This window comes from Pseudoduganella ginsengisoli (genome assembly GCF_009720865.1).
Taxonomy (GTDB): Bacteria; Pseudomonadota; Gammaproteobacteria; order Burkholderiales; family Burkholderiaceae_D; genus Rugamonas; species Rugamonas ginsengisoli.
The window spans coordinates 273,698-286,859 of sequence record NZ_WNLA01000003.1 but is presented as its reverse complement, the minus strand read 5'-3'; the positions used below and the strand labels follow the sequence as shown (position 1 = coordinate 286,859).

General features: G+C 60.2%; 12 protein-coding genes. 11 read left to right on the top strand and 1 reads right to left on the bottom strand.

Features of this window, described 5'->3' with window-relative positions; all coding sequences use genetic code 11:
* Nucleotides 1–58 precede the first annotated feature (58 nt).
* From thiC to GM668_RS07750, 10 genes are all read left to right on the top strand, one after another.
* Complete coding sequence (thiC, locus tag GM668_RS07795) at nucleotides 59–1,939, top strand: phosphomethylpyrimidine synthase ThiC (protein WP_155438375.1); 1,881 nt, start codon at nucleotides 59–61, stop codon at nucleotides 1,937–1,939.
* Nucleotides 1,940–1,949: 10 nt separating this feature from the next.
* On the top strand, nucleotides 1,950–2,153 hold the full coding sequence (gene thiS, locus GM668_RS07790; RefSeq protein WP_155438374.1) for a sulfur carrier protein ThiS: 204 nt from the start codon (nucleotides 1,950–1,952) through the stop codon (nucleotides 2,151–2,153).
* Nucleotides 2,154–2,204: 51 nt separating this feature from the next.
* Nucleotides 2,205–2,996, top strand: a complete 792-nt coding sequence (locus GM668_RS07785; protein WP_155438373.1) for a thiazole synthase — start codon at nucleotides 2,205–2,207, stop codon at nucleotides 2,994–2,996.
* Nucleotides 2,993–3,793: a bifunctional hydroxymethylpyrimidine kinase/phosphomethylpyrimidine kinase gene (gene thiD, locus GM668_RS07780; RefSeq protein WP_155438372.1), complete on the top strand. Its 801-nt coding sequence runs from the start codon at nucleotides 2,993–2,995 to the stop codon at nucleotides 3,791–3,793. Before GM668_RS07785 ends, thiD begins: the two co-directional genes overlap by 4 nt.
* Before the next feature lie 12 nt (nucleotides 3,794–3,805).
* Entirely contained in the window at nucleotides 3,806–4,441 is a 636-nt protein-coding gene (gene thiE / locus GM668_RS07775; RefSeq protein WP_155438371.1) for a thiamine phosphate synthase, read from the top strand.
* A gap of 70 nt (nucleotides 4,442–4,511) precedes the next feature.
* On the top strand, nucleotides 4,512–5,141 hold the full coding sequence (locus GM668_RS07770) for an ANTAR domain-containing response regulator (RefSeq protein ID WP_155438370.1): 630 nt from the start codon (nucleotides 4,512–4,514) through the stop codon (nucleotides 5,139–5,141).
* 291 nt (nucleotides 5,142–5,432) lie between these two features.
* Entirely contained in the window at nucleotides 5,433–5,867 is a 435-nt protein-coding gene (locus GM668_RS07765) for a response regulator (RefSeq protein WP_229499031.1), read from the top strand.
* Complete coding sequence (locus tag GM668_RS07760) at nucleotides 5,864–6,301, top strand: response regulator (RefSeq protein WP_155438368.1); 438 nt, start codon at nucleotides 5,864–5,866, stop codon at nucleotides 6,299–6,301. The genes GM668_RS07765 and GM668_RS07760 overlap by 4 nt, the downstream gene beginning before the upstream one ends.
* Nucleotides 6,302–6,350: 49 nt before the next feature.
* Nucleotides 6,351–7,457 (top strand): S-(hydroxymethyl)glutathione dehydrogenase/class III alcohol dehydrogenase, encoded by a 1,107-nt coding sequence (locus GM668_RS07755; RefSeq protein ID WP_155438367.1) that lies wholly within the window; start codon nucleotides 6,351–6,353, stop codon nucleotides 7,455–7,457.
* 222 nt (nucleotides 7,458–7,679) lie between these two features.
* Nucleotides 7,680–9,881 (top strand): M56 family metallopeptidase, encoded by a 2,202-nt coding sequence (locus GM668_RS07750; protein ID WP_170305542.1) that lies wholly within the window; start codon nucleotides 7,680–7,682, stop codon nucleotides 9,879–9,881.
* 99 nt (nucleotides 9,882–9,980) lie between these two features.
* Here GM668_RS07750 and GM668_RS07745 read toward each other — a convergent pair whose 3' ends face one another.
* A complete protein-coding gene (locus tag GM668_RS07745) occupies nucleotides 9,981–10,694 on the bottom strand; it encodes a PEP-CTERM sorting domain-containing protein (RefSeq protein ID WP_229499029.1) in 714 nt (237 codons plus the stop codon).
* 172 nt (nucleotides 10,695–10,866) lie between these two features.
* Between GM668_RS07745 and GM668_RS07740 the strand changes: the two genes are divergently transcribed.
* Nucleotides 10,867–13,155 carry a UvrD-helicase domain-containing protein gene (locus GM668_RS07740; protein WP_155438366.1) on the top strand — a complete coding sequence of 763 codons (2,289 nt, stop codon included), beginning with the start codon at nucleotides 10,867–10,869 and terminating at the stop codon, nucleotides 13,153–13,155.
* Nucleotides 13,156–13,162 lie beyond the last annotated feature (7 nt).

Genomic DNA, 13,162 nt, shown 5'->3' with positions numbered 1-13,162 from the left:
ACGGTGAATTCCGCCCAATCTCCTTTGCTGGCTCCTGTAGAGCTAACGAAGGAGCCAAATGAACGCCAACGCCAAATTCCTGTCCGCCACCGCTGAAGTGGACAGCGCCGCCGTCGCACCACTGCCGAATTCCCGCAAGATTTATGTCCAGGGCAGCCGCCCGGACATTCAGGTGCCGATGCGCGAAATTTCGCAATCCGACACGTCCGCGTCGTTTGGCCACGAAAAAAACCCGCCGATCTATGTATATGACACGTCCGGCGTGTACACCGACCCGCATGCAAAAATCGATATCCGTTCCGGCCTGCCGACCCCGCGTGCGCCGTGGATCCTGGAACGCGACGACACGGAAGAACTGGACGGCCCGACGTCGGACTATGGCAAGGAACGGCTGGAAGATGAAAAGCTGGCGGAACTGCGTTTCAACCTGACCCGCAAGCCGCGCCGCGCCAAGCCGGGCGCCAACGTGTCGCAAATGCACTATGCCCGCAAAGGCATCGTGACGCCGGAAATGGAATTCGTGGCGATCCGCGAAAACATGCGCCGCAAGGAATACCTGGCCGAGCTGCGGGCTGCCGGTCCGCTGGGCGAGCGCATGGCCGACATGATGGGCCGCCAGCATCCTGGCTTCAATTATGGCGCCAATATCCAGGCGGAGATCACGCCGGAATTCGTGCGCGATGAAATCGCCCGTGGCCGCGCGATCATTCCGGCCAACATCAACCACCCGGAAATTGAGCCGATGATCATTGGCCGCAACTTCCTCGTGAAGATCAACGGCAATATCGGCAATTCCGCCGTCACGTCGTCGATCAGCGAAGAAGTCGAGAAAATGACGTGGGCGATCCGCTGGGGCGGCGACACGGTGATGGACCTGTCGACCGGCAAGCACATACACGAAACCCGCGAATGGATCATCCGTAACAGCCCGGTGCCGATCGGTACCGTGCCGATTTACCAGGCGCTGGAAAAGGTCAACGGCAAGGCGGAAGACCTGACGTGGGAAATCTTCCGCGACACCTTGATCGAACAGGCGGAGCAGGGCGTCGATTACTTCACCATCCACGCCGGCGTGCTGCTGCGCTACGTGCCGATGACGGCCAAGCGCATGACGGGTATCGTGTCGCGCGGCGGCTCCATCATGGCGAAATGGTGCCTGGCGCACCACAAGGAAAACTTCCTGTACACGCACTTCGAAGACATTTGCCAGATCATGAAGCAGTACGACGTGTCGTTCTCGCTGGGCGATGGCTTGCGTCCGGGTTCCGTCTACGACGCCAACGATGAAGCGCAACTGGGTGAATTGAAAACCTTGGGCGAACTGACGCAAATCGCGTGGAAGCACGACGTGCAAGTGATGATCGAAGGCCCGGGCCACGTGCCGATGCAGATGATCAAGGAAAACATGGACCTGCAGCTGGAACAGTGCAGCGAAGCGCCGTTCTACACGCTGGGCCCGCTGACCACCGACATTGCACCTGGCTATGACCACATCACGTCCGGTATCGGCGCGGCGCAAATCGGCTGGTATGGCTGCGCGATGCTGTGCTACGTGACGCCGAAAGAGCACCTGGGCTTGCCGAACAAGGATGACGTCAAGGAAGGCATCATCACGTACAAGATCGCAGCCCACGCTGCCGACCTGGCCAAAGGCCATCCGGGCGCGCAAATCCGCGACAACGCGCTGTCGAAAGCACGCTTTGAATTCCGCTGGGAAGACCAGTTCAACCTGGGCCTGGACCCGGACAAGGCCCGCTCGTTCCACGACGAGACGTTGCCGAAAGATTCCGCCAAAGTTGCGCACTTCTGCTCGATGTGCGGCCCGCATTTCTGCTCGATGAAGATCACGCAAGACGTGCGCGAATACGCGGCGTCGGGCATGCAGGAAAAGGCGATTGAATTCGTCAAAGGCGGCTCGCAGCTGTACAGCAAGGCTTGATGGTGCAGCGATGATTCAGATTGAACTCAACGGCGAAGCCCGTACCGTGCCGCCGGCGCAGACGTTGCAGGCGCTGGTGGAAGAACTGGGCATCGCGCACCAGGCGCTGGCGCTGGCTGTCAACCGCACCGTGGTGCCGCGCCAGGGCTGGCCTGGGCGTACGCTGCAGGCGCAAGACAAAGTGGACATCGTGCGCGCAATAGGCGGCGGCTAAACGTAGGGCGGGTTCGTCGAACCCGCCCTACGAGACTTGGAGAATTTCTAAATGCGTGACCAAAACGAAGACCTGCTCACCATCGCAGGCAAAACCTACAAATCCCGCCTGCTGGTCGGCAGCGGCAAATACAAAGACTTGCAGCAAACCCGCGAGGCCACGCTGGCGGCGGAAGCCGACATCATCACGGTTGCCATCCGCCGCGTGAACATTGGCCAGGACCCGAACGCCCCCAGCCTGCTGGACGTCGTACCGCCATCGGAATTCACGATCCTGCCCAATACGGCCGGCTGCTACAACGCGAAAGATGCCGTCTACACGCTGCAAATGGCCCGCGAACTGTTGAATGGCCATCAACTGGTGAAGCTGGAAGTGCTGGGCGATGAAAAGACGCTGTTCCCCAACATGCCGGAAACCCTGATCGCAGCCAAAGAACTGGTGAAAGACGGTTTCGACGTCATGGTGTATTGCAGCGACGACCCGATCCAGGCGCGCATGCTGGAAGATATCGGCGTGGCCGCCGTGATGCCGCTGGCATCGCTGATTGGTTCCGGCATGGGTATCTTGAACCCGTGGAACCTGTCGCTGATCATCGAGCAATCAAAAGTGCCGGTGCTGGTCGATGCCGGTGTCGGTACCGCGTCCGATGCCGCGATTGCAATGGAACTGGGCTGCGACGGTGTCTTGATGAACACGGCGATTGCCGGCGCACAGGACCCGGTCCGCATGGCGCGCGCCATGAAGCTGGGCGTGCAGGCCGGCCGCGAAGCGTTCCTGGCAGGCCGTATTGCCCGCAAATTCGCCGCGTCGCCATCGTCGCCGATGGCAGGACGAATGGTATGACATCCGAAGCCCGCCAACCCTGCGTGCTGGTATTTGCCGGCGCCGACCCATCGGGCGGCGCCGGCATTGCTGCCGATATTTTGGCCATCCATGCGCAAAGCGCGCACGCGCTGCCTGTCATTACGGCGTTGACCGTGCAAGACAATAACCGCGTGTACGCCGTGCAGCCGGTGGAGCCGGACATGGTATTGAAACAGGCGAGGGCGCTGGCGGCGAAAGTCGCCATCCGCGCCGTCAAGATCGGCATCACGGGCAGCGCCGCCAATGCGCTGGCGATTGCCCAGGTGATTTCCGAATTGCGCACCACGTACCCGGATTTGCCTGTGGTGCTGGATCCGGTCCTGGCCAGCGGGCATGGCGATCTGCTGTCGCGAGACGATGCCGTGGAAGCGCTGGCGCCGCTGCTGCCGCTGGCAACGATGATCACGCCCAACGGCGTAGAAGCGGCTGCACTGGTGGGCGCGGCTGAACTGGCGCCCGACCATGCCGGCGCGCGTGAGCACGCGCAGCTATTGCTGGACAAGGGCTGCAAGCACGTGCTGATCACGGGCGGCCATGGCCTGGGCGACACCATCATCAACCGCTGGTTCAACCATGTGCAAGGCCAGAGCTGGAGCTGGCAGCGCTTGCCCGGAGAATTCCATGGCAGCGGCTGCACCTTGGCGTCCACCATTGCCGGCTTGCTGGCGTATGGCTATCCAGTGGCGCAGGCGCTGGTACGTGCACAAGGGTACACGCACCGCACGCTGGCTGCCGCGTATGCCATTGCGCCGGGCCAGCTCATTCCTCAACGTTGAAAGGAAGTCACGATGCAAGGACTCTATTTGGTCACCCCGAACTGGGATGACACCGTCAAGCTGCTGTCCGTGACGGAAAAAGCATTGTCGGCGGGCGCCGGTGTGCTGCAATACCGCCATAAAGACGCGGGCGTGGATTTGCGCATCGAGCAGGCCACGGCGCTGCAAGAGCTGTGCCGCCGCTACCGCGTGCCATTCATTATCAATGACCACGTTGACCTGGCGCTGCAGCTCGACGCCGATGGCGTGCACGTGGGCGGCACCGATACCCACGTGGCGCAAGTGCGCGCGTTGCTGGGGCCGGACAAGATTATCGGCGCCTCGTGCTATGGCGACTTGCAGCTGGCGCTGCATGCGCAAGCGGCAGGCGCCAGCTACGTGGCGTTCGGCGGATTCTATCCTTCGCTGGTGAAGAAATATGCCGTGACCACGCAGCCCTCGATTATCGATGACGCGCTGGCGCAAGTGCGTTTGCCAAACTGCGTGATTGGCGGCATGACGCCGGAAAATGCCGCGCCGCTGGTGGCGCGCGGCGCGCACATGGTGGCCGCCATTACCAGCGTCTACCAGGCGCCAGATCCGGCGGCGGCAGTACGGGCGTTCAATCTCTTGTTTGAGAAGCAAGGAATTCACGCACAGGCAGCTTGATTTCTCTATAATGGGGCATCCTGACAGGCGCCACAGGCGCCTGCGCTCTTCTAGATAAAGGTTGCCGACCATGACTGCACAAGCCCCGGCCAAGCGCCTGATCCTCGTTGTTGATGACGATAAATTGCTCGCTGAATTCATCAGTGAAATCCTGCGCCATGCAGGCTATGACACGATGCAGGCGTATGGCGCCGATGAAGCGCTGAAGCTCATTGCCGAGCGCGAGCCTGACCTGGCGCTGCTCGATATTCATATGCCAGGCATGTCCGGCCTGGAGCTGGCCAAGCAGTTGAACCGCAATACATCCGTTCCTTTCATGTTCCTGTCCGGCCGCGGCGACAATGACGCGGCCAAGGAAGCGGCAGCCCATGGCGCAGTCGGCTTTGTCGTCAAACCGGTCGATGAACAGCACTTGATGCCGGCCTTCCGCGCCAGCCTTGCGCGTGCCGATGAAATCCGCCAGCTGCGCCGTACGGAAATGAATTTGAATGCCGCGCTGGCAGCGGGCCGGGAAACCAGTTTGGCCGTGGGGCTGTTGATGTGCAAGTTCCAAACGGACCGCAATACGGCATTTGAAGTGTTGCGCGACCATGCCCGTTCCAGCCGCCGCAAGATCAATGAAATTGCCGATCAACTGTTGTCCGCAGAGGAAATGCTGAACAGCCTGCATTCTTCGTTCAATGCGCGGTTGAAAAAGTAGCCGGACAAAGCCGCGTTGAGTCGTTAGAAAAAGACAATCAGTACGATAGGAAATAATTTCGCGCAACATTGCATTGATTTGCGCTAAACTGTAAGTCATTCAGCGGGGGCCTCGACCCGTCCCCGCATCCCATTGTGGCTGCCTGTCCCCTGCGGCCGCATCTGTTCTTCCCCGGCCCAACTCCGCCGATCCTGCATCCCTGACTATTTACCGCCAGTGTTTCTGCGCGTCTGTCAGGCATGCTTCAACCCAGCCTATGCCGCAGCCAGCGGGCTGCGGGCGGAGATGACGATGAAAGATACACCTGTAATTCACTGCGAGGCGTACCACGAAGTCACGGCAGCGTGCCGCGAGGTGCCGCGCGTGCTGCATGTCGACGGCGATGGCGACGCTGCACTGGTGCTGGCTACCCTGCTGGTGCCGGAAACCCAGGTTCACCATGCCGCCAGCCTGGCCGAAGCTGTGCGCGCCATTAATGAAACAGAATTTTCTTTGGTGGTGCTGGACCCGGATTTGCCGGATGGCGATGGCGTGGATTTGCTGCACAAGCTGGCCCGCCGCACGGCAGCGCCGCCAGTCTTGCTGTATTCGGCACGCCACCCGGGCTTGCGCACGCCGGCGCATGCATTCCTGCCTAAACCGTGGACGTCGCCACGCCAGTTGTGGCGCACGGTTTCCCACATGCTGGGACTGACGGCCGCATCGCTGCAGGAGTTGCCAATATGAAATTAGCTGACTTGAACAACATCCTGTACGTGGAAGACAACCCGCAATTGCGTTGCGTGACCAAGATGGCGCTGGAAGTCATTGGCCGCTTCCACGTGTGCGATTGCGATTCCAGCCGCAGCGGCATCCTGGATGCGGCGGATTTCTTCCCTGACTTGATCTTGCTGGACGTGGCGTCGTGCAACCATGACAGCCTGGTGACGTTGGAACACTTGCGGCGCATCCCGCACTTGCGCGATACGCCGGCCATGTTCGTCACCGGGCTGGCAGCGGCGGCCGACGTGGCGCAATATGTGGCGGCCGGTGCGATCGGCATCATTGCAAAACCGCTGGAACCATTGCGCCTGGCATCGCAGGTGCGCCAGTTGTGGGCCAGCCGCCAAAAGCTGCCCGGGGGTTTTGGCTTTACGGCGTCGATGGCGTGTCACGAGTAATAGTTCCTTGATAAGATGTGGGCCTTCCAAAACCACATCAGGAACTGTTATGAAAACCAAAGCCGCCGTAGCGTGGAAAGCAGGAGCCCCGCTCACTATCGAAGAGGTGGAGCTGAGCGGGCCGCGTGAAGGGGAAGTGCTGGTCGAGATCAAGGCGACCGGCATTTGCCACACGGACTATTACACGCTGTCCGGCGCCGATCCTGAGGGTATCTTCCCCGCCATCCTTGGACACGAAGGAGCGGGCGTCGTGGTGGATGTGGGTCCTGGCGTGAAAACCCTGAAAAAGGATGATCACGTCATCCCGCTGTACACGCCGGAATGCCGCCAGTGCAAATTCTGCCTGTCGCAGAAAACCAATCTGTGCCAGTCGATCCGCGCCACCCAGGGCAAGGGATTGATGCCGGACGGCAGCAGCCGCTTTTCCATCGATGGCAAACCGATTTTCCATTACATGGGCACGTCGACGTTTTCGAATTACGTCGTGGTGCCGGAAATCGCGCTGGCGAAAATCCGTTCCGACGCGCCATTCGATAAAGTTTGCTACATCGGTTGCGGCGTGACGACCGGCGTGGGCGCCGTGCTGTTTACGGCGAAAGTGGAAGCGGGCGCCAATGTCGTCGTGTTTGGTTTGGGCGGCATCGGCTTGAACGTGATCCAGGCCGCGAAAATGGTGGGCGCCGACAAGATCATCGGTATCGACTTGAACCCCGAGCGCGAAGCCATCGCCCGCAAGTTCGGCATGACGCACTTTATCAACCCGACCCAGGTGGAAAACGTCGTTGACGCCGTTATCCAGCTGACGGATGGCGGCGCGGATTACAGTTTTGAATGCATCGGCAACACCACTACCATGCGCCAGGCGCTGGAGTGCTGCCATAAGGGCTGGGGCCAGTCCATCATCATCGGCGTGGCGGCAGCGGGCCAGGAAATTTCGACCCGTCCATTCCAGCTGGTGACGGGCCGCGTGTGGAAAGGTTCCGCTTTCGGCGGCGCGCGCGGACGTACCGATGTACCGAAGATTGTCGACTGGTACATGGAAGGCAAGCTCAACATTGATGACCTCATCACGCACAAGCTGGCGCTGGAAGACATCAACAAGGGCTTTGACTTGATGAAGAGCGGGGAATCAATCCGCTCTGTCGTGATGTATTGAAATGACATTAAGATGAGGATGCCCGGCCTAAAAGCCCTGCATCCATTGCTCAAATCAGCAGGCTGCACCGCCCGGTTTGCAGCCTGTCGCATTTCCCGCCGATTTTTCCCGTCCTTGCATTACCTTTACTCCTGACCCACGCACGCCAGTAAGTAGAAAAAAAGTTCTAGACACGAATGTCTAGATCATTTAATCTACTTTGCAACCAAACAGGAGTAACGCATGTCCCCTGACGCCTTTTTCTCAGCCTTGTTGCCTGCTATCGGCTGGTCGCTGCTGCATTTCGTGTGGCAGGGGCTGTTGATCGGTTGTGGCGCATCGCTGGCGCTGCATTTGCTGCGCAATGCGCGGCCGCAAGCGCGTTATGCGGTGGCGTGCGGGGCTTTGCTGCTGTGTGTGCTGTTGCCGCTGGCAGGCATTGCCATGCGCATGGCCGAAGCCGTGACGTTGCCTGTTGCTGCGCTGGCCTCGGCCGACAGCAGCTGGCTGGCCGCAGCCGGTGCACCGGCCGTGCCGGAATTGATGGATGCGGATCAGTGGACGTCGTGGCGCTACCTGTTGCAGCGGCAATTGCCATGGCTGGTACTGCTGTGGGCCAGCGGTGCGGCCGTGATGACCTTGCGGTTGTCGATGGGCTTGCTGTGGGTGCGTGAACGCACGTTGCACGCTGCGGATTTTCCGGATGCCGGATGGCAGCAGCGCCTGGACCGGCTGGCGCTGCGCATGGGACTCAAGCGCGGCGTGCGCCTGGCCATTGCCGAACATTTGGAAGGGCCGATGACGGCCGGTTGCTGGAAGCCTGTCGTACTGGTGCCGGCCTCGCTGGTGACGGGCTTGCCCGCTGAATTGCTGGAAGCGCTGCTGGCGCACGAGCTGGCGCACATCCGCCGCCACGATTACCTGGTCAACCTGGCGCAAAGCGCTATTGAGATTTTGCTGTTCTACCATCCTGCCGTGTGGATGCTGTCCAACCGCATCCGCGTGGAACGGGAACAAATTGCAGACGATATTGCCGCAAGCACGCTTGGCGAACCGCGGCGCCTGGCCCTTGCACTGTCGGAACTGGACCGCTTCCAGTTCTCCACACCCCAACTAGCCCATGCGGCTCACGGAGGAAACCTCATGTCCCGTATCAAACGCCTGGTCCGTCCAGGTTCCGAACCCCTCAGCTGGAAAATCGCGGCGCCCCTGCTGGGGCTGTGCACGGCCTGCGCCATGCTGTATGCCCATGCGGCGCCGACGGCGGAGGCTGCGCGCAGCAAGATCACCGTGACGACGGAAGACAACAGCGCCAATGACGCGAACAAGGCTAATGACGCCAATCGCGCCAATGATGCGAACCGGGCCAACGATGCCAACAAGCGCGTGGCGGCGGAGGAATCATTGTCCGGCGGTGAGGAATTGGTAGAGGAAGAGCACGTTCCGCCGGTTCCGCCTGCACCGCCAGCCTTGGCTGCACCAGCGGCTCCGGCCGCGCCTGCCGCACCAGCGTTGCACGCGTTGCCGCCAGTCCCTGGCGTACCGCCTGTGCCGGCAGCTCCGCCAGCGCCACCTGCGCCACCTGCGCCACCCACAGTGGAAGCGCCGGATCTGCCGGCCCATATTCCGCATCCGCCGAAACCGCCGAAGGCGCCCCGCGCCGCTCTGCACGGTGAAAACTTCCGCCACCTGCACATCAGCGACACCAGCAAGGACACGTATGCCGTGGTGCAGGGCAACCGCAATATTTCGCTGTCCGGTACGGAAGCGGACATCGATGAATTGAAGCGCCTGAAAGGTACGGTTAAAGGCGATTTCATCTGGTACCGCAGCGGCGGCAAGTCTTACCTGATCCAGGATCCGGCACTGCTGGCCAAGGCCGGCGCGGCGTGGGCGCCCACGGAAAAGCTGGGCGAAGAAATGGATGCGCACGGCAAGGTGATGGACCAGCACAGCAAAGTCATGGATGGCTTGTCCGCCAGGATGGACGCGCTCAATGCGCAGCGGGAAGGCGGCCAGGCCGAGCGTGACGCACGCCGTGCTGCCGAACGTAAAGTCGAACAACTGGCGCGCCAGCAGGAAGCCATCGGCCGCCAGATCGAGGCCGCAGCCCGCAAACTGGAGCGGGAGTTGACGGATGGCCGCCGCGATGCGGACCGCCAGCTGATGGAGGCATTGCAAGCGAAAATGGAACCGCTGGCGCAGCAAATGGCGCAAGCTTCGCAGGAATTGGCGAAAAGCCATGCGCAACTGGCGCTGCAGGCGGGACCGATGAAAGAACTGGGCCGTCAAATGGCGGAAGCCAGCAAGCCCATGCGCGAACTGGGCCGCAAAATGGGCGAGCTGGGCCGTGAACAGGCGCGCATCAGCCGTGAAGCAGACAAGACGGTGCGCGGCCTGATCGATGAAGCAATCCGCAACGGCCAGGCGAAACCGATGCTGTAACGTTTGGTGCCAGGCACTAAGCGGATTTGCAAGTTTTTTAACCGTTTGGTGCCAGGCACCGAACGGTTTTGCAACTTTCTAGCGGAGGTGACACGCTGGTCAGACGGACGTGGCGTTGCGCTGCCGCAGGCGCCAGCCTATGACGCCCAGGCCCGCCAGCAGCATCGCATAAGTACCGGGTTCCGGAATGGGCGGCGTGCCCGAAGTACTGGTATAGATGGTTGCCAGCAAATTGAGGGAACCCTCGCCCGCACTGCTGCCCGTGTAAATTTCGCCAAACAGGGTGCTGCTCACTTGACCTCTTCTAAACGTATAGTCCGAATCGAAGTAAGAGCCGGGAACGCCTGCGCTGAATTTGAAACTGGTGTCGAGAAATTCCTTGCTGCTTTTCGTCAAGGATACGGTGTAAGGGACGCTGAATATTGCCAGCGTATTTTTTGACAGCGTAAATAACGTGTCCGAACGTGCGCTGAGTTCTGCCGTCACATTCGCTTGCAGCGTTTGGACACCGAGGCTCAGGCTTCGGGTTCCTACGCTGGCGTCGGCAATGGCCCACTGGCTTGAGTTGTGCACCGCGCCAAAGTTAGTACCCCCCGAAATGTAATCGTTGTATCCCGGCAGGTGCCGGATCGTATATCCCGCATAGCCATACTCGGTGTTGAAGGTGATGGATGGCGTGACGCCATCCGTGGTGTCCAGGTCAATCAAATTGACGGTTACGCCGGATACGGCGAAAGATGCTTGCGCCGCCATGGCTGCGCCGGGCAAGACGACAGACAGCAGCACGCTGGCGATCAGTTTTTTTACGTTCATAGAGGCTCCGAATTAACTATTTATTAGCAATTAAATAACATTGCTAATAAATTATCTACTGAAAGTGCAAGCTGTGCTTTTTCCACAAGGTATCGTGCGCTGCCATCGTTGAACTAACGCGCCTGCCCTGTTCCACCAGCATCCGGCTGCTGGCCCCCGGTATAATCACGGGATGCAAAATCTCCTCCACAACCTCAACAACGAACAACTTGCCGCCGTCACGTTGCCTGCGCAAAGCGCGCTGATCCTGGCTGGCGCCGGTTCCGGTAAAACCCGCGTATTGACCACCCGTATCGCATGGCTGATCCAGACCGGACAGATTTCGCCGTCCGGCGTCCTGGCCGTGACCTTTACCAACAAGGCCGCCAAGGAAATGCTGGCGCGCCTGTCTGCGATGTTGCCGATTAATACACGAGGGATGTGGATCGGCACGTTCCACGGTTTGTGCAACCGCTTGCTGCGCACGCATTACAAGGACGCCGCGCTGCCGCAAACGTTCCAGATTCTCGACACGCAAGACCAGCTGTCTGCCATCAAGCGCTTGCTGAAAGCGTTCAATATCGATGACGACAAATTCCCCGCGAAGAATGTGATGTACTTCATCAATAACGCGAAGGATGCCGGGGTACGCGCTGCGCAGATGGAAGCGTTTGACGCGAACGAGCGCAAGATGATTGAGTTGTACGAGCTGTACGACGAACAGTGCCAGCGCGAAGGCGTGGTGGATTTTGCCGAACTGCTGTTGCGCACGTATGAACTGTTGTCGCGCAACCAGCCGCTGCGCGAACATTACCAGCAGCGCTTCCGCCATATCCTCGTTGACGAGTTCCAGGACACCAACGACTTGCAATACAAATGGCTGAAGCTGATGTCGGGCGAGGGCGCCAGCGCCGTGTTTGCCGTGGGGGATGATGACCAGAGTATTTATGCATTCCGTGGCGCCAACGTGGGCAACATGCGCGCGTTTGAAAAGGATTTCCGCGTCCAGAACTTGATCAAGCTGGAGCAGAATTACCGCTCGCACGGCCACATCCTGGATGCGGCCAATATCCTGATTTCCAATAACAGCCGCCGTCTTGGCAAGAATCTGCGCACGGATGCGGGGCAGGGCGAGCCGGTGCGCGTGTATGAAGCCACGTCGGATTTGCAGGAAGCCCAGTGGATCATTGAAGAGTCGAAAAACCTCATCAATGAAGGCGTGCGCCGCAGTGAAATCGCCGTGCTGTACCGCTCGAATGCGCAATCGCGCGTGATCGAACACGCGCTGTTCTCGGCCGGGATACCGTACACCGTGTACGGCGGCTTGCGCTACTTCCAGCGCGCCGAGGTCAAGCATGCTATCGCTTACCTGCAATTGATGGATAACCCGCACAACGACTCCGCTTTCCTGCGCGTCGTGAATTTCCCGGCGCGCGGCATCGGCGTGCGCACCATCGAATTGCTGCAAAACGCGGCCACGCAATATGGCATTTCACTGTATGCGGCCGTGCCTTACATGACAGGCAAGGCGGGCACGTCGCTGGGCTCGTTTGTGAAATTGATTGAAGGCGCACGCTTCGAGACGCAGCAATTCGCACTGCCGGAACTGGTGCGCGTCGTCTTGGACGCCAGCGGCTTGCTGGCCCATTACGCGACCGAGAAAGAAGGCGCCGACCGGATCGAAAACTTGGAGCAGATGGTCAACGCGGCCAAACAATTCGTGTCGGAAGAAGGCTATGGCCAGGATGCGCCGGCGCACATGGGCCCGCGTGCCGACGCGCAGGCGGGGCAAGCGATTGTCAATGCCGATGGCCTGGAAATCCTCGATGCCGACGCGCCGCTGTCCACGGTCATGTCGCCGCTGTCCGCATTCCTGTCGCATGCATCGCTGGAAGCCGGCGACAACCAGGCGCAGGCTGGCCAGGATGCGATGCAATTGATGACGGTGCATTCGGCCAAGGGCCTGGAATTCGATAACGTGTTTATCGCCGGCCTGGAGGAAGGCTTGTTCCCGCACGAAAGCAGCGCCAAGGAAGACGATGGCGTGGAAGAAGAACGCCGCCTGATGTACGTGGCGATTACCCGCGCCCGCAAGCGTTTGTACATGGTGTTTTCACAGACCCGCATGCTGCACGGCCAGACCCGCTACAACGTGCGTTCGCGCTTCTTTGATGAATTGCCGGAAGAATCGCTGAAATGGCTGTCGCCACGCGTGCAGGCGCAGTGGTTCGGCAACCGTAAATCCGCGTGGGATGACGCGCCGCTGACGTTTGGCGCGGACAAGGCGCTGACGCAGCGCGTGGCGCAAAAATCGTCCGGCTGGCGCATCGGCGAAGCCGTGTCGCACAGCCGTTTCGGCGAAGGGGTGATCGTCAACCTGGAAGGCAGCGGTGACAATTGCCGCGCGCAAATCAACTTCGGCAGCCACGGCATGAAAGTGCTGGACTTGTCGGTAGCGAAGCTGGAAAAGCTGGGACGGTGATTGAGCA

Excerpts from the sequence above, each read along its gene's own strand:
- thiC (WP_155438375.1), top strand. The coding sequence starts at position 59 with ATGAACGCCAACGCCAAATTCCTGTCCGCCACCGCTGAAGTGGACAGC.
- thiS (WP_155438374.1), top strand. The coding sequence starts at position 1,950 with ATGATTCAGATTGAACTCAACGGCGAAGCCCGTACCGTGCCGCCGGCG.
- GM668_RS07785 (WP_155438373.1), top strand. The coding sequence starts at position 2,205 with ATGCGTGACCAAAACGAAGACCTGCTCACCATCGCAGGCAAAACCTAC.
- thiD (WP_155438372.1), top strand. The coding sequence starts at position 2,993 with ATGACATCCGAAGCCCGCCAACCCTGCGTGCTGGTATTTGCCGGCGCC.
- thiE (WP_155438371.1), top strand. The coding sequence starts at position 3,806 with ATGCAAGGACTCTATTTGGTCACCCCGAACTGGGATGACACCGTCAAG.
- GM668_RS07770 (WP_155438370.1), top strand. The coding sequence starts at position 4,512 with ATGACTGCACAAGCCCCGGCCAAGCGCCTGATCCTCGTTGTTGATGAC.
- GM668_RS07765 (WP_229499031.1), top strand. The coding sequence starts at position 5,433 with ATGAAAGATACACCTGTAATTCACTGCGAGGCGTACCACGAAGTCACG.
- GM668_RS07760 (WP_155438368.1), top strand. The coding sequence starts at position 5,864 with ATGAAATTAGCTGACTTGAACAACATCCTGTACGTGGAAGACAACCCG.
- GM668_RS07755 (WP_155438367.1), top strand. The coding sequence starts at position 6,351 with ATGAAAACCAAAGCCGCCGTAGCGTGGAAAGCAGGAGCCCCGCTCACT.
- GM668_RS07750 (WP_170305542.1), top strand. The coding sequence starts at position 7,680 with ATGTCCCCTGACGCCTTTTTCTCAGCCTTGTTGCCTGCTATCGGCTGG.
- GM668_RS07745 (WP_229499029.1), bottom strand. The coding sequence starts at position 10,694 with ATGAACGTAAAAAAACTGATCGCCAGCGTGCTGCTGTCTGTCGTCTTG.
- GM668_RS07740 (WP_155438366.1), top strand. The coding sequence starts at position 10,867 with ATGCAAAATCTCCTCCACAACCTCAACAACGAACAACTTGCCGCCGTC.